Origin of the sequence: Caulobacter mirabilis, from assembly GCF_002749615.1 — a bacterium.
Taxonomy (GTDB): domain Bacteria; phylum Pseudomonadota; class Alphaproteobacteria; order Caulobacterales; family Caulobacteraceae; genus Caulobacter; species Caulobacter mirabilis.
The window spans coordinates 2,297,627-2,319,310 of record NZ_CP024201.1 but is presented as its reverse complement, the minus strand read 5'-3'; the positions used below and the strand labels follow the sequence as shown (position 1 = coordinate 2,319,310).

General features: G+C 68.2%; 14 protein-coding genes. 1 reads left to right on the top strand and 13 read right to left on the bottom strand.

All coding sequences use genetic code 11. The annotated features are described in order from the left end of the window. Positions 1-13: 13 nt before the first annotated feature. From CSW64_RS11275 to cyoA, 7 genes are read right to left on the bottom strand one after another with little or no spacing between them, the layout of a single operon-like run. Entirely contained in the window at positions 14-547 is a 534-nt protein-coding gene (locus CSW64_RS11275; RefSeq protein ID WP_099622200.1) for a response regulator transcription factor, read from the bottom strand. Continuing rightward, positions 544-1,830, bottom strand: a complete 1,287-nt coding sequence (locus CSW64_RS11270; RefSeq protein WP_245863675.1) for an ATP-binding protein — start codon at positions 1,828-1,830, stop codon at positions 544-546. Before CSW64_RS11270 ends, CSW64_RS11275 begins: the two co-directional genes overlap by 4 nt. Continuing rightward, positions 1,827-2,561: an SURF1 family protein gene (locus tag CSW64_RS11265; RefSeq protein ID WP_099622198.1), complete on the bottom strand. Its 735-nt coding sequence runs from the start codon at positions 2,559-2,561 to the stop codon at positions 1,827-1,829. Before CSW64_RS11265 ends, CSW64_RS11270 begins: the two co-directional genes overlap by 4 nt. A gap of 3 nt (positions 2,562-2,564) precedes the next feature. Beyond that, positions 2,565-2,948, bottom strand: coding sequence for a cytochrome o ubiquinol oxidase subunit IV (cyoD, locus tag CSW64_RS11260; RefSeq protein ID WP_099622197.1), 384 nt, complete (start codon positions 2,946-2,948; stop codon positions 2,565-2,567). Then, complete coding sequence (gene cyoC, locus CSW64_RS11255) at positions 2,945-3,568, bottom strand: cytochrome o ubiquinol oxidase subunit III (RefSeq protein ID WP_099622196.1); 624 nt, start codon at positions 3,566-3,568, stop codon at positions 2,945-2,947. The genes cyoD and cyoC overlap by 4 nt, the downstream gene beginning before the upstream one ends. After that, entirely contained in the window at positions 3,565-5,580 is a 2,016-nt protein-coding gene (gene cyoB / locus CSW64_RS11250) for a cytochrome o ubiquinol oxidase subunit I (protein ID WP_099622195.1), read from the bottom strand. Before cyoB ends, cyoC begins: the two co-directional genes overlap by 4 nt. Further along, positions 5,580-6,758 carry a ubiquinol oxidase subunit II gene (gene cyoA, locus CSW64_RS11245; protein ID WP_245863674.1) on the bottom strand — a complete coding sequence of 393 codons (1,179 nt, stop codon included), beginning with the start codon at positions 6,756-6,758 and terminating at the stop codon, positions 5,580-5,582. The genes cyoB and cyoA overlap by 1 nt, the downstream gene beginning before the upstream one ends. Positions 6,759-6,932: 174 nt before the next feature. Here cyoA and CSW64_RS11240 point away from each other — a divergent pair, with 174 nt between their 5' ends. Continuing rightward, positions 6,933-8,282, top strand: coding sequence for an MFS transporter (locus tag CSW64_RS11240; protein WP_099622193.1), 1,350 nt, complete (start codon positions 6,933-6,935; stop codon positions 8,280-8,282). Between the two features lie 4 nt (positions 8,283-8,286). Here the strand turns inward: CSW64_RS11240 and CSW64_RS11235 are convergent, their stop codons facing one another. The 6 genes from CSW64_RS11235 to CSW64_RS11210 form a co-directional block, all read right to left on the bottom strand. Next, positions 8,287-9,483, bottom strand: a complete 1,197-nt coding sequence (locus tag CSW64_RS11235; RefSeq protein ID WP_099622192.1) for an HlyD family type I secretion periplasmic adaptor subunit — start codon at positions 9,481-9,483, stop codon at positions 8,287-8,289. Then, positions 9,480-11,645, bottom strand: coding sequence for a type I secretion system permease/ATPase (locus tag CSW64_RS11230; protein ID WP_099622191.1), 2,166 nt, complete (start codon positions 11,643-11,645; stop codon positions 9,480-9,482). The genes CSW64_RS11235 and CSW64_RS11230 overlap by 4 nt, the downstream gene beginning before the upstream one ends. Continuing rightward, positions 11,635-13,047 (bottom strand): TolC family protein, encoded by a 1,413-nt coding sequence (locus CSW64_RS11225; RefSeq protein WP_099622190.1) that lies wholly within the window; start codon positions 13,045-13,047, stop codon positions 11,635-11,637. The genes CSW64_RS11230 and CSW64_RS11225 overlap by 11 nt, the downstream gene beginning before the upstream one ends. Next, the gene (locus tag CSW64_RS11220) at positions 13,047-18,773 is read right to left on the bottom strand and encodes an Ig-like domain-containing protein (protein ID WP_099622189.1); all 5,727 of its coding nucleotides are present in this window, start codon (positions 18,771-18,773) and stop codon (positions 13,047-13,049) included. The genes CSW64_RS11225 and CSW64_RS11220 overlap by 1 nt, the downstream gene beginning before the upstream one ends. Positions 18,774-19,564: 791 nt before the next feature. Further along, entirely contained in the window at positions 19,565-20,197 is a 633-nt protein-coding gene (locus CSW64_RS11215; protein ID WP_099622188.1) for a HupE/UreJ family protein, read from the bottom strand. Beyond that, entirely contained in the window at positions 20,194-21,684 is a 1,491-nt protein-coding gene (locus CSW64_RS11210; protein WP_216361165.1) for a PepSY domain-containing protein, read from the bottom strand. Before CSW64_RS11210 ends, CSW64_RS11215 begins: the two co-directional genes overlap by 4 nt.

Genomic DNA, 21,684 nt, shown 5'->3' with positions numbered 1-21,684 from the left:
CGTCGGCGCGAACCTAGGTCACGCGGCGCTTCTCGAGCTTCCTGGCCAGGGTCCGGCGATGCATGCCCAGGCGACGGGCCGTCTCGGAAATGTTGAAGCCCGTATCGACCAGCGTCTCGTGGATGCGCTCCCACTCGAGGTTCTTGAGCGACGTCGGCCGCGCGCCGAGCGGAACGTTCGGGTCGCCGTCGGTGCGACCGAAGGCGGCCTCGATATCGTCGGCGTTCGACGGCTTGGCGAGATAGTGGCAGGCGCCCAGCTTGATCGCCTCAACGGCCGTGGCGATGCTGGCGAACCCCGTCAGGACGACGATCCTGGTCTCCGGGTCGTGCTCGTTCAGCGCCTTGACGCATTCCAGGCCCGAGCCGCCGACCAGCTTGAGGTCGACGACGGCGTAGGCAGGCCCGAAACCGTCCCGCAGCAAGGCCTGAAGTTCATCCAGGCCGGTGCAGGTCCGCACCTGATAGCCGCGCTTCTGGAAGGACCGGGCGAGCGTCTCCGAAAACGCCGGATCATCCTCGACGATGGCAAGCTGCGGACCACTCATGGCGCGCTCCTTGGCGTCAGGGCCGATAGCGGCAAGGAAAGCACCACGCGGGCGCCGCCTTCGTCCCGATTTCCGACCGTCACCTGACCGCCGAGTTTACGCATGACATTGAACACCAGGAACAGCCCCAGACCGCTGCCGGGCCGCCCCTTGCTCGACCGATAGGGCTTGCCGACCTCCGCCAGCATCTCGGCGCTGAAGCCGGGGCCGTCGTCCCGCACCTCGATCACGAGGCGATCCTCGACCCGCCGCGCCTCCGCCCCGATCCAGCCGGGGGACGCCTCCAGCGCGTTGTCGAGGATGTTGGCCAGGACCTGCTTGAAGGCGGCGTCGGAGAAGACCGGGGCGTCGGGCTCGACCCGGTTGTTCCAGGCGAAGGCGCGCGGCGTCCGTTGGGCCCGCCAGGCCCCGATCGTCTCGTCCAGGAAGGCGCGGACGTGGGTGCGGACGGTGCCTTCGCCCCGCAGCTCGCCGGAGGACAGCAGAATCCCGGACACGATGCCCTTGCACCGGTCGAGCTGGGTTTCCATGACCGCCAGTTCCTGCGCCGCTTCCTGGTCGCGCCGGAAGAAGGGCAGGCGGCGCCAGTCGTTGAGGATCACCGACAGGGTGGCGAGCGGCGTCCCCAGCTCATGGGCCGCTCCGGCGGCCAGAAGGCCCAGGCGCAGGATATGGTCCTGCTCCGCCGCTTCCTGTCGCAACGTCGCAAGCCGTTCGTCTCGTTCACGCAGGTTCCGGGTGATCCGGGTGACGAAGAACAGCGACAGGGCGGCGGCGAGCACGAAACAGACCAGCGCGCCTTGGATGTGGAGCCGCAGGAACGCCGCGTCCTGCTGGGCGGGCGGCACCAGCGGCCGCGAGTAGTACATCAGGCCGATGAAGGCGGCCGTGGCCACCGCGCCGAGGGCCGCCGCCCGCGGCAGGTCGAGCAGCACGGCGCCCAGCATCACCTGGAGCAGAAACAGCGAGACGAACGGATTGACCGCGCCCCCGCTGAGGTAGAGCTGCGCGGTGAGGGCCGCGACGTCGACGAGCAGGCCCAGGAACAGTTCGTTCTGGCTGATCGTCCGACCACTGCGCAGGCGAAGTTGGGAGAACAGATTCCAGCCGGCCAGCAGGACGAGGATGGCCAGCATCGCCGGCAGATCGAGCGGGATGTCCATGAGCAGATGGACAGCCGCGATCGTCGCCAGCTGACCTCCCACGGCGACCCACCGCAGCTGGACCAGAAGACGCAGGTTTCGACGATTGGCCGTGTCCTGGATGCTGGCGTTGGAGATCACGGCGTCCGGCGGTCCGCCTTGATCGTCGGCCGCCGCGCGAACTTCACCGCGGCGAAGGCCGCCAGGAGGGCGAGGGCGAACCATGTCAGCGCATACACCAGGTGGCTGTTGTTGAAGCGGACCACGGTCAGGCCGCCTCGAGGCCAGCCATCCTGCCCGGACGCCGCTTCTGCGTCGACGAAATAGGGTGCGACCGGCGTCGCCAGGCCTCGGGCGGCCGCGATGGCGGCGACGTCGCGCGAGTACCAGCGGCCGGCCGCCGGATCGTTGGCGCGCAGGAAGCCGCCGCCGGGCTCGGTGATCCGCAACAGGCCCGTCACCGTCTGCGGATCGCTCGGACGGCTCCAGGAAACGCGCGGCTCCGGCGCCTCGCGGGCCGGAACGAAGCCGCGGTTCACCAGCACCGTGAAGCCCTGGTCGGTCGCCAGGGGCGTCATGACCCAGTCGCCAGGGCCGAGGTCCGTCACCGCCTTCACCAGGGTCTCGCGGTCGTTCAGGAAGCGCCCCGTGAGGCGGACTCGGCGGTACTGGTCGCGCCGCGCCGACACCGCGCGCCATTCCGCCGGCGGGGGCGGGAGCGTCGGCGCGGCGTAGATGCGGGTCTCGACCTGGGTGATCAGGTCGGTCTTCCAGGCGAGCCGCTGCAACTGCCAGACGCCCAGGGCGACGAAGCCCGCGGCGGCCAACGCCGCCAGCCCGCCGACCAGGCCGCGTCTGAGCGTGTCAGGCATCGGTCAGCGCACCGCCTCGATGTCATGCTCGTGGGGCGGCATCATGTTGGTGTTGAGGTGATGCATGACCCACAGCGACCCCGAGACCGCGATCACCACGATGATCACCGTGAAGACGAGCGCCAGCATGTTCCAGCCGCCCTCGGAGCGCGGGTTCATATGCAGGAAGTAGATCATCTGAACGACGATCTGGACGATGGCGAAACCGACCACCGCCGCGGCGGCGACGGGCTTGGGCAGGACGCCGGTCATCACCAGGGCGAACGGGATCGCCGTCAGGATCGCCGACAGCAGGAAGCCGACGATGTAGCTGCGATGCGTGCCGTGATCGTAGCCGTCGTCGTGATCGTGGCCGTGATGGTCGTGGGTGTCGGCAGGCGTGCTCACCGGAGAACTCCCAGCAGGTAGACGACGCTGAAGACGCCGATCCAGATGACGTCCAGGAAGTGCCAGAACAGCGACAGGCACATGAGCCGGCGACGGTTGGCCGGGATCAGCCCATGGCGGCTGACCTGCACCATCAGCGTCACCAGCCAGATGATGCCGAAGGTCACGTGCAGGCCGTGGGTGCCAACCAGGGTGAAGAAGGCCGACAGGAAGGCGCTGCGCTGCGGCGTCGCGCCCTGGTGGATCAGGTGCGCGAACTCATAGAGCTCGATGCCGAGGAAAGCCGCCCCGAACAGGCCGGTCACCGCCAGCCAGCCCAGGGCCCGGCGCACCTTGCCGGCATGCATGGCCAGCATGGCGAAGCCGTAGGTGATGGACGAGAACAGCAGCATCGCCGTGTTCAGCGCCACCAGCTCCAGATCGAACAGATCCTTCGGCCCGGGCCCGGCCGCGTAGGCGCCGCCCAGCACCGCGAACGTCGCGAACAGGATCGCGAAGATCAGGCAGTCGCTCATCAGGTAGAGCCAGAAGCCCAGCAGGGTGCTGTGGCCTTCGGGGTGATGCGGCTCGTGCTCCGGGTGGAAGCGCACCGGCGCGGTGGTTTCCGCTACAGCGGTCATGCCGCGCCTCCTGTCTGGGCGAGGGCGCGCGTGCGGGCGTCCTCGGTCTCGCGGACGGTCTCAACCGGGATGTGGTAGTCACGGTCGTAGTTGAAGGTGTGCCAGATCGCGTAGCCGATGATCGCCACGAAGGAGGCGATCGCCAGCCACCAGATGTACCAGATCAGGGCCAGGCCGCAGACCATGCTCAGGCCGGACAGGATGACCCCTGCGCCGGTATCCTTCGGCATGTGGATCGGCTTGAAGCCCTCGACCGGGCGCCGGTAGCCGCGCCGCTTCATGTCGTGCCAGGCGTCGCCGTTGTGGATCAGCGGGGTGAAGGCGAAGTTGTAGGCGGGCGGGGGCGAAGAGGTCGCCCACTCCAGGGTGCGGCCGTCCCAGGGATCGCCGGTGACGTCCCGCAGGGCCTCGCGGTTGCGGAAGCTGACCGCGATCTGGACCAGGAAGGCCAGGATGCCCACGGCGATGATGACGGCGCCGATGGCCGCGATGACGAACCAGATCTGGTAGGACGGGTCATCGAAGGTCCTCAGGCGGCGCGTGACGCCCATCAGCCCGAGCACGTAGAGCGGCGTGAAGGCCACCCAGTAACCGATCACCCAGCTCCAGAAGCTGACCAGGCCCCACTTGCGGTCGAGCTTGAAACCGAAGGCCTTGGGGAACCAGTAGTTGATGCCGGCGAACAGGCCGAAGACCACGCCGCCGATGATCACGTTGTGGAAGTGGGCGACCAGGAACAGGCTGTTGTGCAGCACGAAGTCGGCCGGCGGCACCGCCAGCATCACGCCGGTCATGCCCCCGACCACGAAGGTCAGCATGAAGGCGAGCAGCCACATCATCGGCAGCTCGAAGCGGATGCGGCCGCGATACATCGTGAACAGCCAGTTGAAGATCTTCGCGCCCGTCGGGATCGAGATGATCATTGTGGTGATCCCGAAGAACGAGTTCACCGACGCGCCCGAGCCCATCGTGAAGAAGTGGTGCAGCCACACCAGGTAGGACAGCACGGTGATCACCACCGTGGCGTAGACCATCGAGGTGTAGCCGAAGAGGCGCTTGCCGGAGAAGGTCGAGGCGATCTCGGAGAAGACGCCGAACAGCGGCAGGATCAGGATGTAGACCTCGGGGTGGCCCCAGATCCAGATCAGGTTCACGTACATCATCGGGCTGCCGCCGAAGTCGTTCGTGAAGAAGTTGGTGCCGGCGTAGCGATCCAGGCCCAGCAGCGCCAGGACGGCCGTCAGCACCGGGAAGGACGCCACGATCAGCACGTTGGTGCAGAGCGCGGTCCAGGTGAACACCGGCATCTTCATCAGGCTCATGCCCGGCGCGCGCATCTTCACGATGGTCGCGATCAGGTTGATGCCGGACAATGTTGTCCCGACCCCCGCGATCTGTAGCGCCCATATGTAGTAGTCGACCCCGACTCCGGGGCTGTAGCCGACCCCCGACAGCGGCGGGTAGGCGAGCCAGCCGGTGCGGGCGAACTCGCCCACGAACAGCGACGCCATCACCAGCACCGCGCCGGCGGTGGTCATCCAGAAGCTGAAATTGTTCAGGAACGGGAACGACACGTCCCGCGCGCCGATCTGCAGCGGCACCAGGTAGTTCATCAGCCCGGTGACCAGGGGCATGGCCACGAAGAAGATCATGATCACGCCGTGGGCGGTGAAGATCTGATCGTAGTGGTGCGCGTTCAGGTAGCCCTCGGAGCCTCCGAAGGCGATCGCCTGCTGCAGGCGCATCATGATCGCGTCGGCGAAACCGCGCAGCAGCATCACGATGCCCAGGATCATGTACATGATCCCGATCTTCTTGTGGTCCACGCTGGTGAACCACTCGCGCCAGAGATAGCCCCAGAGCTTGTAGCGGGTGATGCCCGCCACCAGCGCCAGACCGCCCAGGGCGACCACCGCGAAGGTGCCGACGACGATCGGCTCATGCAGCGGGAACGACTGCAGCGTCAGGCGGCCGAAGATCGGCGAAATCGGGACAAAGCTGGGATCGGACATCAGGACCTCGTGTCGGTCTCGGCTTGCCGGGCCGACAGGTTGGCGGGAGACAGCGGCGCGGGGAGGCCGGCGCCGATCAGCGGATCGACCGAGCGCAGCGACTTGCGCAGGCGCTCTTCACGGGCGTCGCGGGCGGCGGCGAGGCGGGCTTCCTCCTCAGGCGTGCACATGGCGATCACATAGCCTTCGCCCTGGCCGCCGAACGGCGTGGCGCCGCGGCGGGCGAACTTGTCGTAGGTCAGCGGCAGGGTGTTGTGCACGCCGGCGAGGCCAAGGCCGCCGCGGTCGTCGATGGCCATCATCTCGCCCATGCACATCTTGCCGGGCTCGACGCACATGTTGACGATGGCGTTCCAGAGGCCGGGGTCGACCTTGGCGAAGCGCATCACCGGCGTCTTCTCGCTGGGCCGCTCCAGTTCGAGATAGCGGCCGCGATCGAGCGTCGAGCCCTCGGCGCGGGCCTTGGCGATCCAGGCGTCGAACGCCGCCGGCTCCAGGCCCTCGAAGGTGAACTTCATCGAGGAGAAGCCGTCCCCGGAGTAGTTCGCCGAAAAGCCCTTGTACGACCCCGGCGCGTTGACCACGCCATGCAGCTTCGTCTCCATGCCGGGCATGGCGTAGATCTGGCCGGCGAGCGCCGGGATGTAGAAGGAGTTCATCACCGACGACGAGGTCAGGCTGAAGCGGATCGGCCGGTCGACGGGCGCGGCCAGTTCGTTCACCGTCGCCACGCCGTACTCGGGGTAGATGAACAGCCACTTCCAGTCGAGTGCGGCGACCTGCACCTCGAGCGGGCGCTGGTCCGCGGCGACGACCCGCTTATGGTCGATCTTGGTGAGGGGCCGATAGGGATCCAGCAGGTGTGTGCCGGCCCAGGTCGCCGCCCCGAGGCAGATGATGATCAGCAGAGGCGCCGCCCAGATCACCAGCTCCAGATGGGTCGAGTGGTCCCAGTCCGGCTCGTACTTGCTGGCCTTGTTGGAGGCCCGGTACTTCCAGGCGAAGAAGATGGTCAGCCCGATCACCGGCACGATGATGATCAGCATGAGCCAGACCGACAGGAGCAGCAGGTCCTTTTGCTGCTCTGCAACATGGCCGGCGGGATCAAGCACCACGGCGTTGCAGCCGGATAGAAGGACAAGCGCTGCAAGCAGCGATAGTCTACGGAGCTGGAGCACCTGCAACCTCAAGCGCGAACACGGGTTTTTGTCCCGCCGGCGATAATGTCGGAGGGCTGCGTGCTCGTTAGGCATTCCTGCCGACGGGCGACATTGGACAATCTGTCCAATGCCGCAGGTGCGAAGGAGAGGCCAAAGGAGCGGCCGTTAGCTCAGAGTCCGAGGAGTGCGCGCATGGCGACCGCTTCAACATCCGCACCGCTGTCCGCCGCGCCCGAGGCCGCGCCGGGTCATGGCGCCGTGAAGGCCAGCGAGATCGCGGTCGGCGTGATCATCGGCCGGACGTCGGAGTTCTTCGACTTCTTCGTCTATGCGATCGCGTCCGTGGTCGTCTTCCCGGCGCTGGTCTTCCCGCACCTGTCGCCGGTCGACGGGATGATGGCGTCCTTCGGCCTCTTCGCCCTGGCCTTTGTCGCACGCCCCTTCGGCACGGCCCTGTTCATCGCGATCGACCGGCGGTTCGGCCGCGCCTTCCGGTTGACCTCGGCCCTGCTGCTGCTGGGCACCTCGACGGTGGCGGTCGCCTTCCTGCCGGGCCACAGCCAGGTCGGCGCCTGGTCGGCGATCCTCCTGGCCGCGTTCCGCATCAGCCAGGGCGTGGCGCTGGGCGGCGCCTGGGACGGCCTGTCATCGCTGCTGGCCCTCAGCGCGCCCCAGGGCCGTCGCGGCTGGTATGCGATGGTTCCGCAGCTTGGGGCCCCGATCGGGTTGATCGTCGCCTCGGCGCTGTTCGCCTACTTCCTGACCGTTCTGCCGGCCGAGGACTTCCTCGACTGGGGCTGGCGCTATCCGTTCTTCTGCGCCTTCGCGATCAACGTCGTGGCGCTGTTCGCGCGCCTTCGGATCGTCGTGACGCCGACCTTCCAGGCCCTGTTCCGCGCTCGCGAGCTGCGGCCGACGCCGGTCGTCCGGGCTATCCGCGAGGAGGGCCCCCGGATCATTCTGGGCGCCTTCGCGCCGCTGGCCAGCTTCGCCATGTTCCATATGGTCACGGTCTTTCCGCTGTCCTGGGTGTTTCTGTTCACCAGCGAGCGGCCCAGCCGGTTCCTGATCATCGAGCTGGTCGCCGCCGTCGCCGGCGTGCTGGCGATCATGGCCTCGGGTCTGCTCGCCGACCGCTATGGCCGCCGGGCGGTCCTGGCGGCCACCGCCGCCGGGATCGCCGCCTTCAGCGGTTTCGCGCCCCAGCTGCTGGGCGCCGGCCAACTCGGCGAGACCGTCTTCATGCTGCTCGGCTTCGTGCTGCTGGGGCTGGCCTTCGGGCAGGCGTCGGGCTCGGTCGCGTCCAGCTTCTCGATCCGCAACCGCTACACCAGCTCCGCCCTGACAGGGGACCTGGCCTGGCTCTTCGGCGCCGGTTTCGCCCCCCTCGCGGCCCTGTACCTCTCGGTCAAGGGCGGCCTGCTGGCCTCGGGCGCCTATCTGCTGTCCGGCGCGCTCGCCACGCTGCTGGCGCTCTGGCTGAACAGCGCCCTGGGCGCTGATCGTCTGAAGCGTAAAGCGAAGAGTGAGCCGAAAGGGTAGGGCGCTATCGTTCGCGCATGGCTTCCTGCGCCTTGTTGATCGGCTTCAGCAGATAGTCGAGCACGGTCTTGCGCCCGGTCCGGATTTCGACCGTGGCCACCATGCCGGGCATGATCGCGTGGTCACGGCCGTCGCGGGTGCGCAGGGTCGACTGTTTCGTGCGGACGTAGACCCGGTAATAGACCTGATCGCGGTGGACCTCGTCCTGAAGGGTGTCCGGAGAGATGCGGTCGACGGTCCCGGCCATCGTGCCGTAGATCGACGGGTCGTAGGCCGTGATCTTGACGGTCGCGGGCAACCCCGGCCGGATGTAGGCGATGTCCCGAGGACTGATGCGGGCTTCGACCAGCAGCTCGTTCTCAAGCGGCACGATCTCCATCAGGGTTCCGCCGGGCTGGATGACGCCGCCGATCGTCGTGACTTCGAGGTTTTTCACGATGCCGCGCACAGGCGAGGTCAGCGCCGTTCGCTCGAGCTGATCGCGGCGACCGCTCATGACCTGGCTGACGACTTCCAGTTCGGACTTCGCCTTGGCGTACTCGGCGTTGGCGTCGATGACGAACTGGTTCCGGAGCGAATCCAGCTTGGCCTGCAGCTCGTTCTCCTGCCGCTTCAGGCGGATAACCTCGACGTCGTTCGCCGCGCCCAGCTCGACGAGCGGCGCGGTCATGGCGAGTTCGCGCCGGACCAGGGTGAGCGACTGCCGCAGACTGGCGGTCGCGACCTCCAGGTTCTGTCGGCGGGAGCGCAGCAGCTCCATTTCGCGCGCGACCAGGCCGTCTGAACGCCGGACGGCCTCGCTGAACTGAGGCGTCCGACCGCTGATCTCGGCCTCCAGTCGCGCCGCGGCCGCCTCGAGCGTGCGGGCCTTGGCCTCCGCCTCGCCGAGCGTGGCGCTGAACCGCGTGCGGTCGAGCGAGGCCAGTTTCTGACGCGGCTGAACGATATCGCCCTCGTGGACGTAGATGCCGTCCACGATGCCGCCCTCAAGGCTCTGGATGATCTGGGACCGCGACGGCGGCGTCACCTTGCCGGCCCCGATGGTCACTTCGTCGAGCGTGCCGAAGTAGGCCCAGACGAGGAGGGCGGCCAAGCCGGCCGAGACGATCGGGATGATGCGCAATCGTTCGAAGCGTGACAGCCAGTCCGGCGCCGCTCCGCCGAGCTGAACCTGTGCGCCGGTCGACGTGACCCGGGTCATGCGCGCTCCTGCAGGCCGGCGGCGGCCGCGACGTTGGGCGAGGGGGGCGATAGCGTGGCCATGACCTTCGCCTTGGGCCCGTCGAGAACGATGCGGCCGCCGTCGATCACCACGACCCGGTCGACGAGCTCCAGAAGACCGGGTCGATTGGTCGTGACGATCAGCGTGCGGCCTTGCAGCCAGTCGCCGAGCCCGCGGACGAGATTGCGTTCACTCAGTTCGTCGAGCGGCGCCGAGGGCTCGTCAAGCAGCAGAATGGAGCCGTCCCGCAGCAGCGTACGCGCCAACAGAAGGGTTTGGCGCTGACCGCCCGACAGGCCCGCGCCGCCTTCCTGCAGCATCAGATCCAGTCCCTGCGTCTGGTTCTGAACCAGGGCGAGCCCGCCGGCGACGGTCAAGGCGGCGAGCATGTCCTCGTCGCGCGCGCCCGGCGCGGCGACGAGGAGATTGTCGCGGATCGTGCCGAGGAACAGCTGTGCGCCCTGGCCGAGGTAGGCGGTTTCCCGTCGAACATCCGCCGGGCTGATCGACGCCATGCTCGTTCCATCGAGCAGCAGTCCGCCGGAGCTCGGCTGAGCCATGCCTGCAAGCAGCCGGAGCAGCGTCGACTTGCCCGCCCCGATCCGACCCAGCAAGGCCACACGCTCGCCGGCTCGGATCACCAGCCGCTCGACCCGCAGCGCCGGAGGAACCTCCGGATCATAAGCATAGGTCACCGAGTCGAGCTCGTAGTGGCCGCGCAACGCCGCGCGCCGCAGCAGACCCTGCTCGGGATCATGGTCCACGGGTTTTTCGAACAGATCATCGAGCGCGGCGATCGCGATCTTGGCGTTCTGCCAGCGCGTGAAGATCTGGCCGAAGGGAATGAACAGCACGAGCGCTCGGCTGGTCAGGATCGAGCAGGCGATGAGCGCGCCCATCGTCATCTTGCCGTCCATGACCTGGAAGGCGCCCACCAAGACCACCGCCGTATAGGCTAGTTGCTGGAGCGTCTGGGTCCAGTTGACGAACAGCGTCGACAGAAACCGCTGGCCGGCGGTGGTCCGCGCGCCCGCGTCGCTGAAACGCTCCCATAGAGACTGGAAGCGCGGCTCGGCCTGGGCGGCCTTGATCTCCTCGATGCGCTCGATCGACTCCACCAGGATGGCGTTGCGGAGCGCCGTTTCGCGCATGCCCTCTCGCGCCAGCTGCGCCAGCGGGCGTTGCAGGAGGAGACCTGGCAGAATGATCAGGGCGGCCGCTGCGACGAGGACGAGGGTGAGCGGTCCCGCCAACACCGTGAACAGCGCCAGGAACAGGACGATGAACGGCAGGTCGACCAGGGCCGCGATGGTGGTCGAGGTGAGCAGTTCGCGGATCTGCTCGATGTCCCGCAACTGCGCGATGAGCGCGCCCGTCGATCGCGGGCGGGCGTCGTTGCGGATGTCCAGCGCGCGCGCGAAGACCCGCGATGAGATCGCCATGTCCGCTTCGCGTCCGATCCGATCGACCACGGCGACCCGGGCCGTGCGGAGCAACAGCTCGAACAGCAGGGCGATCGCGACGCCCAGCGCAAGCACCCAGAGCGTGGGGATGGACTGGGCCGGGATCACGCGGTCCCAGACCTGCATCGCGAAGAGGGAGGTGCCGAACGTCAGGAGATTGCCGAACAGCGAGGCGAGCACGATGTCGCCGTAGCCCTTCCGATCGCCGAAGATGGCGTCTCGCAACCAGGTCTTGGCGGGCTTGCGCAGGAAGGCTTCGATGCGGGCGTCGCGAGCCCGGTTGGAGAGCGGCTCGACAAGGCCGACCCGGCCTGTGGCCTTGTCACGGAAGACCGCCGACGGCAGGCTCACGACGCGTTGTCCGACCGTGCCGGGAACGATCGCTTCGACACTGTCCGCGCCCTTGCTCAGCGCCACGATCACGGCGCCGTCGGCCATCTCGAAGATCGCCGGCAGCAACATGTCGGGCAGGTCGTCCAGCGTCGTCCGCAGGACGTCCAGCCGCAGTCCCGACAGGCGAGCGGCGCGACCGAGCCGGGCGTCGAAACTCTGGGATCCGTCGCTCCAAGCAAGATGGGCGTTCAGCTCCGCCTCGGTGAGCTGCACGCCTTTGCGGCCGGCCAGAGCCGCCAAGGCGGCGACCCAGGCCGGTCCCCACGTCGCCGCGTCATCCGCCATCCGGATCTTCCTCAATCAGAGTGGGTGGCAGTCCGAACGACGGCCGCAACTTGCCGTGCACGGTCTCGTATCGCACGCGCGCCGTCAGGATGTCGTACTCAGCGGCGATCCTCGCGCTGGCGGCGCGATAGATTTCCAGCTCGGCGTTGAGCAGGTCGGTCAGGCTGCGTTTGCCGAGCTTGTACTCCTCGAAGAAGATCCGGCTGGCTAGGCGCGCCTGCTGCTCCTGTGCGCGGTAGACCTCGATCCGCTGACGGCCGCCGGCGATCTCCTCGCGGGCGGCCAGCGCGCGGCCGCGGGCGTCGAGCTCGGCCGTCTCCTTGGCGGCCCGGGCCGCGCGGCGCTCCTGTTCGGCGGCCCGCACCGCGTAGCGATTGCCGCGACGATAGAGATCGCCGGTGACGGTGATCATCGCGGTGAAGTTGTCGTCATTGGTGCTGTAGCTGTAGTTGTTCCGGCTGTAGCCGAGCTCCAGGTTCACCCTGGGATAACGCTCAGCGCGCGCCTGCTCGATCCGCGCCGCGGCGGCCGCCTCGGCCTGCTCGGCCGCGGCGATGGCGGGCAGCGATGCGTAGTCGGGATCGTCCTCGCGCACGGCGAAGGCCGCGATCAACGGCGCCGGATCGTCATAGCGCTCGGGCATCCCGCCGATCAGGTTGGCCAAGGTCGCCTTGGCGACCGTCAGGGCGGATCGCGCGCGGCTCTCCTCGCCCTTGGCGCTCTGGACCCGCACGTCTGCGAGCAGCAGGTCGGACTTGTCGGAGATCCCGGCGTCGACGCGCAGTCCGATCAGTCCCCGCAGGCGTTCGAGCGACTGCACATGCTTCAGGGTTTCCTCGGCGAGCAGCTCGAAGCGTTTGACCTCGAGAAAGCCGATGGCGCCCCGTTCGGCGAGCAGGTCCGCCACCGCCTCGACCTCGAAACGACGCTGCCTTTCGGTGGAGGCGGCATAGCCGATCTCCCCCTTGGAGCGCCCGAAATCCCACAGCCGTTGCTGGAGCGCGAGCGTGGGTCCGGCCATGTTGTTGTTCAGGCCCGATCCGCTGTCGCCCGAGAACATGTTGGGGCCAAGGTTGGCGCGATAGGACAGCTGGGGCGCCCAGACGCTGCGGGCCGCGCCCAGGTCGGCTTCCCCGCGCGCGAGGGCGGCGAACGCCCGCGCCACGTCGGGGTGGTGCGCGATCGTCATCGCGGCGGCGTCGGCGATGGTGATCCGGCTATCCGCAGACGGAGGCGGGGCCTCGAGCGGAGCCGGATCGACCGTCGGCGTCGCGGCGATGACCGCCGTCGGAGCGAGGAGGGCAAGGCTCAGCGCGACGACGGCGGACGGCCGGAAGAGGAGCGATCTTCCCCGCCGGCCGCACAGATTCCGTTCGCCCGAGCTCGGGGGCTCAGGCCGCATCAGATAACCGTCACGACCACGGGATCTTCCACAAGCACCGTGGTCATGCCCAGGACGTACTGGTTGTAGGCGTGACCATCGATCAGGATCTGGCCTTGGTAGACGGCGCCGGTCAACGTCACAGAATCATTGCTTTCACCATTGACGATGAGCTGGCGGTTGCTGTCGGTCGCCGCGAGGACGCCGGCCTGGTTGATTGAGATGCTGCGGCCGGCGTCGCCGTAGCCGAGGTTGATCCGCTCCATGTTTCGGACATTGGTCGCCGCATCGAGCGCCATCACCAGGCCCGCGCCGCTGTCGAGCAGCAGGATGTCGGTCCCGGTTCCGCCGTCGATGATGACGTCGGCGGCGTCATAGATCAGGATGTCGTTGCCGCCGTCGCCGTAGATCTCGTCCGCGCCCGAGCCGCCGCGGATCAGGTCGTCGCCGCCGCCGCCGTGAAGCACGTCGTTGCCGCCATAGCCGTAGATGCGTTCGCTGAGCGCGCTGCCGTTCAAGGTGTTGGCGCCGTTGGTGCCTTCGATCAGCGTCGGGTTGCCGTTGAAGTTGATCAGACTCAAATCGAGCAGACTGCCGGTCGTGCCGACGGTCGTCAGGCCGTTGGCGTCGGTCCCTCTGATCGTGGTCGAATTGAGCACCTGCAGGCCGACAAGGGTCAGATCCTGGTTGAAATGCACCGATTTGAGGAACTCATTGATCGTCAGGTTGTCGATCACGCCGCCGCCGAGCTTGGCGATCGTCATCGTCGAAGAGGGGGCGATGCTGCCCGGACTCCCGGGGTCGTTGAGGATGTTGACCACCAGTCCGAGTTCGGCGGCGAGCGCCGCGGACCCGGTCAGGGTGTAGGCGCCGAGGTTGAGGGCCAGCAACGGCGCGTAGCGGACCACGACGCTCTGCAGGTTGCCGTCGGGGTCAATGGCGACCAACGACTGCTCGCTGAGATCCAGCAGCCCCAGCGCCTCCGCGCTGACCAGGCCGAGCAATGACGCGCTCGTCGCCTGGACGATGGGGGCGACATTGACGTTGGTCACCGTGATCGCCTGGCTGGCGGTGTTGCCGATGTTGCCGGCGGCGTCGACCACCCGCACGCCGATGGTGTGGGCGCCGAGGCCGAGGGTTCCTGGGCCGTGGAACCAAGTTGATCCCGTCACTGTCGCCTGGGCCCAGGTCGCGCCGCCGTCAAGGCTGATCTCGACCCGTTCGTTGGCGCCCAGCGCCGCGCTGAGCGTGCCGCTGATCGTCGGCGACGTGTCGTCGGTCTGCCAGTCGCCCAGCGTGCCGGTGTCGTCCGACAGGCCCGTGATCGCGATCGTCGCCGTCGGCGCCGTGAGGTCGACGGTGATGACGTGGGCGGCCGAGGGCGCGCTCTCGTTGCCGACCGGATCGCGGGTCGTGACCGTGAAGCTGTGGGAGGTCTCGGTCAGCGGCGCGCCGGGCGTGAAGCTCCACGCGCCGGCGCCGTTGGCGGTGGTGGTTCCGATCAGCACGCCGTTGTCGAACACGCGCACCAGTCCGTTGGGCTGGGCGCCGGTTCCGGCGAGCACCGGTATGGTGTCGTCGGTGAAGCCGCCGTTGCTAACGCTGCCGATGACGCTGCCGATATTGTCGGTGAGGCTGACGATGGTCGGCGCCGCCGGCGGGATCGCGTCGATGGTGATCGTGTAGGACGCCGACTGGACGCTGCTGTTGCCGGCGGCGTCGGTCGCGGTGATCGTGAAGCTGTGCACGCCCGAGCTTCGCGGCGTGCTGGGCGTGAAACTCCAGGCGCCGGCGCCGTTGGCCGTGGTCGTGCCGATGGCGACGCCGTTGTCGTAGACGGTGATGGTGGCGTTCGCCTGGGCCCCGGCGCCCTGGAGCTGGGGCAGGGTGTCGTCGGTGGCGCCGCCGTTGAGGATGGTGCCCAGGATCACGCCGACGTTGTCGATGACGCTGCCGATGACAGGAACCGGCGGCGAGGTGACATCGACGGTCACCACATAGGCGGCCGACTGGGCGCTGGCGTTGCCCGCGGCGTCGGTCGCGGTGATCGTGAAACTGTGAGCCGTTGCCGCCAGCGCCGCGCTGGGCGTGAAGCTCCACGCCCCGGCGCCGTCGGCCGTCGTCGTGCCGATGGCGGTTCCGTTGTCGTAGATGGTGATCGTGGCGTTCGCCTCCGCGCCCGTCCCGGTGAGCGTGGGGGTGGTGTCGTCGGTGAAGCCGCCGTTGGAAACACTGCCGAGGATCGTGCCGACGTTGTCAGTCACATCACCGATCGTGGGGATGGCCGGCAGGCTGGTGTCGACGGTCACGACATAGGCGGCCGACTGGGCGCTGGCGTTGCCCGCGGCGTCGGTCGCGCTGATCGTGAAACTGTGAGCCGTGGCCGCCAGCGCCACGCTGGGCGTGAAGCTCCAGGCCCCGGCGGCGTCGGCCGTGGTCGTGCCGATGGCGGTTCCGTTGTCGTAGATGGTGATCGTGGCGTTGGCTTCCGCGCCCGTGCCCGAAAGGGTAGGCGTGGCGTCGTCCGTGACGCCGCCGTTGGAGACGCCGCCGAGGATCGCGCCGACGTTGTCGGTCACGCCGCCGATCGTGGGGATGGCCGGCAGGCTGGTGTCGATGGTCACGACGTAGGCGGCCGACTGGGCGCTGGCGTTGCCGGCGGCGTCGGTCGCGCTGATCGTGAAGCTGTGCGCGGTGGCCGCCAGCGCCGCGCTGGGCGTGAAGCTCCAGGCCCCGGCGGCGTCGGCCGTGGTCGTGCCGATGGCGGTGCCGTTGTCGTAGATGGTGATCGTGGCGTTGGCCTCCGCGCCCGTCCCGGTGAGCGTGGGGGTGGTGTCGTCCGTGACGCCGCCGTTGGAGACGCCGCCGAGGATCGCGCCGACGTTGTCGGTCACGCCGCCGATCGTGGGGATGGCCGGCAGGCTGGTGTCGATGGTCACGACGTAGGCCGTCGACTGGGCGCTGGCGTTGCCGGCGGCGTCCGTCGCGCTGATCGTGAAACTGTGAGCCGTGGCCGCCAGCGCCACGCTGGGCGTGAAGCTCCAGGCCCCGGCGGCGTCGGCCGTCGTCGTGCCGATGGCGGTGCCGTTGTCGTAGACGGTGATCGTGGCGTTGGCCTCCGCGCCCGTCCCGGTGAGCGTGGGGGTGGTGTCGTCCGTGACGCCGCCGTTGGAGACGCTGCCGAGGATCGCGCCGACGTTGTCGGTCACGCCGCCGATCGTGGGGATGGCCGGCAGGCTGGTGTCGATGGTCACGACGTAGGCGGCCGACTGGGCGCTGGCGTTGCCGGCGGCGTCCGTCGCGCTGATCGTGAAGCTGTGAGCCGTGGCCGTCAGCGCCGCGCTGGGCGTGAAGCTCCAGGCCCCGGCGGCGTTCGCCGTGGTCGTGCCGATGGCGGTTCCGTTGTCGTAGACGGTGATCGTGGCGTTGGCCTCCGCGCCCGTGCCCGAAAGGGTGGGGGTGGTGTCGTCGGTGACGCCGCCGTTGGAGACGCCGCCAAGGATCGCGCCGACGTTGTCATCGACGCCGCCGATGGTCGGGACAGCCGGCGCGCTGGTGTCGATGGTGATGACATAGGCGGCCGATTGGGCGCTGGCGTTGCCCGCGGCGTCGGTCGCGCTGATCGTGAAGCTGTGAGCCGTGGCCGTCAGCGCCGCGCTGGGCGTGAAGCTCCAGGCCCCGGCGGCGTTCGCCGTGGTCGTGCCGATGGCGGTTCCGTTGTCGTAGACGGTGATCGTGGCGTTGGCCTCCGCGCCCGTCCCGGTGAGCGTGGGGGTGGTGTCGTCCGTGACGCCGCCGTTGGAGACGCCGCCGAGGATCGCGCCGGCGTTGTCGTCGACGCCGCCGATGGTCGGGACAGCCGGCGCGCTGGTGTCGACGGTCACCACATAGGCGGCCGATTGGACGCTGGCGTTGCCCGCGGCGTCGGTCGCGCTGATCGTGAGGCTGTGGCCGCCCGGCGTAAGCGCCGCGCCGGGCGTGAAACTCCAGACCCCGGCGGCGTTCGCCGTCGTCGTGCCGATGGCGACGCCGTTGTCGTAGACGGTGATCGTGGCGTTGGCCTCAGCCCCGGCGCCCGAGAGGGTGGGCGTCGTGTCGTCGGTGACGCCGCCGTTGGAGACGCCGCCGAGGATCGCGCCGACGTTGTCATCGACGCCGCCGATGGTCGGGACAGCCGGCGCGCTGGTGTCGATGGTGATGACATAGGCGGCCGATTGGGCGCTGGCGTTGCCCGCAGCGTCGGTCGCGCTGATCGTGAGGCTGTGGCCGCCCGGCGTAAGCGCCGTGCTGGGCGTGAAGCTCCAGGCGCCGGCGGCGTTCGCCGTCGTCGTGCCGATGGCCGCGCCGTTGTCGTAGATGGTGATGACGGCGTTGGCCTCCGCGCCCGCGCCCGAAAGGGTGGGCGTCGTGTCGTCGGTGCTCCCGCCGTTGGCGACGGGGCCGAGCAGCGCCCCGACATCATCGGTCGCGACGCCGATCGCGGGAACGGCCGGCGGGGTTGTATCGATCACGGCGCTGGCCGGCGGCGAAACGTTCCCGGCGGCGTCGGCGGCCCGGACGATCACGGTCACGCCGTTGGCCAGCGGCCCCGTCGGCGTATAGGTCCAGGCGCCGGCGGCGTTCGCGGTCGTGGTGGCGTCCACGTCGTCGTCGCCGTCGAGATCGAGCCGGATCGTTGAACCGGCTTCCGCCGAACCGGTCAGCACATCGCCACGGCTCGGATTGATCGTCGGAACCGCCGGAGCGAGACCGTCGACGACCACGCTGGTCGGCGGCGAGGCGTTGCCCACCGCATCGACCGCCGTCGCGATGACTGTCGCGCCATGAGGCAGAGGCGTGGCGGGGGTGTAGCTCCAGGCGCCGTTGGAGCCGGCCGTGGTCGTGGCGTCGATATCGCCGTCGCCGTCGAGGTCGAGCCGCACCGTCGCGCCGGCTTCGGCGACGCCGCTCAGGCCGGCGCCGTTGCTCGGGTTGACGCTCGGGGCCGGGGGCGCCGCCGCATCCACGGTCACGGTGGTTGGCGGAGAGACGTTGCCGGCCGCATCCGCGGCGGTCACACGGACGATGACGCCGTTCGCCAGCGGCGTGGCGAGCGTGAAGCTCCAGGCGCCGGTCGCGTCGGCGACGACGGCGCCATCGATCGTTCCATCGCCGTTGACATCGATGCGGACGACCGAGTTCGCCTCGGCCGTGCCCGTCAGCACCCGGCCGTTCGTCGGCGCGACGACTGGCGCGGCCGGCGCGGTGGTGTCCGGCGGCGGGCCGGAGGGACCGCCGCCTCCGCCGCCGCCGCCGGCCGCGGCTGCGCCGGCGCCGACCAGGAGACCGCCAAGCCAGAGGGGCGTCGCGCCGCCGATGCCGGCGCCGCCGCCGACACCGACGGCTGCGGCGCTCGTCGGCTCGAAGGAGTAGGTCAGTTGCTCCGAGACCAGATCGCCTTCGAGATAGCAGCCCGAGGCGCCGAGGTTCGCGGCCCATTCCCCTTCCGCGTCAGGATCGACGAAGATCAGATCGGCGATCGACTCACGAGGGCAATGGAAATAGCCGTCCAGGCGCGCCGCCGAACCGTCGGCGAAACGCAGGATCAAATCGTCGCCCTCGCGCACCATCGCAACAACGTCGCTGCGTTGCGCGGCAATTTTCACCGTCGCCGCGTCGTTGATAGGAATGACCGTGTCGCCCTGCTGTACGACGTGGCTTTCGCTGACCCCCGTCTTGCGGCCCATGACGTCAATGCGCTTGTCCATGCGTCAATTCCATGTTGCGTGGGTCATATCGATCGAATTCCATCGATCACTTAAGAGCATATCCGAAATACTGATACGTCATGGAGAGCAGGACGTTGCTCGCCATTCCGCATGAAATTTGAAGTGATTTTTCAAAACATCCGGCTCCATCGACAGAATCTGAAGCCTGTGAAGAGCCCTAAAGGCCAATATTGCCTCTCGGCATACAGATTTCGCCTTCAATAGCGGCCAGATTCGCCACGAATAGCGTTGGCGAAATGAGCCTAAACTCGAATTTCGAACCAGCATCACAGAAAAATCCGAATCTACAGCTTCGAACTTATCAACCGAGCTCGTATGGCGACGAACGTCGTCAGCCAAAGCACAACCATGACGGTATGCTTACAGATCGATCTGTCAACGCTGGAGTGTATAATTTCAACCAAACGGACCTAGGACGCCATGCCCGCCGCGCCCCGAGCAGACTCAATGGCGGCCCGCCAGAATTTTTGGATAACAAAAATCGGCTGAATATTATCCATGATCGGACAATTTTTGGTCAATTTGCCCATACGCTGGCACTGTAATTGTATTTCTATAGATCTTCCGCGAACGACCGAACGCTGGCGGCGAAGCCGCGACGGCATCAACGCAAAGTTCGAGGTCATGTGAAATACGGCAGGCATCGTATATGCGTCCGAGGCATGCTTGGCAGACCCGCAGTCTGGACGCCCGAGCCGACCATGATCGGGCGACGTTGGTCTGCTGCGGAGGCCTGCCGGACATGGTCCGACCGACCTCCGCTCCAGCCGTCAAGCGGCTGCGACCAGAAGAAGGAATGCGGCGCCGGAGGCCGCCACCAGACCCGCGACGATGCGGTTGACGATCTGCCGGCGCACCGCCACCCAGCGCGAGGCGAGCAAGGCGGCGGTGGCGACCACGCTTTGAGTGAGCGCCAAGCCTATCAGATAGGCCCAGACCGCGCCCGTCTCGGCGCCGACCATGCTTTCGGCCAGGGCGTAGCCGTGAACCAGGCCGCCCAAGCCGAACAGGCCGATCGCCAAGGGCAACGGCGTCGCCGGGCGCAGCGCGGCGGCCAGGCCGACGGCGATGATCGACAGGGCGACCCAGACCTCGACGAACGGCAGGTCGAGCCTGGTGAGATGCAGGGCGCACCCGCCGGCCATCGCGACGATGAACACCGCGGGAAGGCTGAGCCCCTTTCGGAAGCGGGCGGCCAGAAGCCCGACGCCGATCAGCACCGCCAGGTGATCGAGGCCGAGGACGGGATGGGCCAGCCCGGTGACGAAGCCCTCGGCAGGGGTCGAGGGCTGCTCGCCGTGCATGCCGTGGTGGGCGAGGGCGGGGCCGGCGGCCAACGCCAGCGGCGCGGCTGCAAGGGCGAGGACCAGCGCGCGGCGGGCAAGGGTGTTCAGGCCTGTCATGAGGCTTGCTCCTGGGGTTCGGGGTGTAGGGAGAGTCGACGGCGTCGTCGGTTGGCCAGGGCGGCGCCGAAACGGGCGACGTCACGACGGATGCGGCGGATGCTCATCCAGGCTCCGGTCGCGCAGACCAATGTGACGCCCAGCAGCAGGGGCAGAACGACCAGGTCCCACAGGGGCCTGTTCCGCAGCCCGGCGAAGTCGAGGCCGTGCAGCCCGTTGCGGACCCAGCGGGACAGGCGGGCGTCACGGTCGACAACGCGCTTCACCTGGCCGGTGTCGGGATCGATATAGACGCGAGTGCTCTGATCATCGCGCAGGATCGCACGCCAGACGGGCAGGTCGGCGGGGTCGCCTTTTCGACCGTAGTAATAGGCGTCCTCGGCGGCCAGCAGCTCGATGCGCATCGGCTTGAGCGGCGCGAGCATCCCGCGGATCTCGGCCTCACCGACGGGAGAGGGGCGGCCCGAGGCGTCAAGGCGAACCTGTTCGCCGTCGCGGGCCACCGAAGCCAGGCTGATCCGGCCGGCGACCGGTGCGGCCATCAGCTGGGCGATGTCGCCGCGGGGCTTCAACGCCACCGCCTGGCCCAGAGCCTGTTCGATCTGCGGCCCTGTGGTCTTGCCGACGAGTACCTCCCTGATCGCGCGGTCGCCGCCGCCCTCCAGAAGTCCCCAGGGATTCATGGTCATCAGGCCGCTGAACACCCAGGTCAGGGTCAGAACGCCAAAGACCAGTCCGGCCATATGGTGCCAGAACCAGAGCCCCCGGAACGGCGAATACCGGCCGTTGCGCCGCCTTCCCAGATGGACGATCCCGACATAGAGGCCCGTCGCGGTGAGAAAAGTCCCGGCGACCGACAGCCAGATCACCACCTCGTTCCACAGCTTGCCGTCCTGGCGGAGCACCGTCGGGTAGAGCCAGTGCGGCACCGCCCCGAGCCATCCGAGCACCCGCAGGCGGGTGTTGGTGTGCTGGAAGGCCTGGCCGTTGACGCCCGATACATAGATGTCGGTTCTGCCGGGGTCGTCGAAGCGCACCTGGTAGAGCGGCTGATGGCGCTTGGCGAACTGGACCGTCCACTGGTCCTGCTTGATGGCGCGGATGGACAGGGGCCTGCCTTCGACGCCCAGGGCCTCGGCCTGTCGCGCGGCCACGCCGAGAGCGATCTGGGGCGTGATCTCGCCGAACGGGCGGCCAGTGATCAGGTCGTAGGTCTTGCCGGCCGAGCCTCTTCCCATCGCCGCCCGCAGAATCGGGCGGCCCTCGAGCATCTCGATCCGGAACCCGGACAGCCTGGCGGCGTCCTTCGGGTCCAGCCTCGGCAGGACGCAGCAGCCATCGAGCTTCAGCGGCTCCAGCCCGGCCAGCCGCTCGGGTTCGCGCAGGGCCGGATAGCCCTGGTACATCATCACGAACCCCGACAGGCACCAGACGGTCATGACGGCGCCCACCGCCACTCCGAGGTAGCGGTGGACGACCATCAGCAT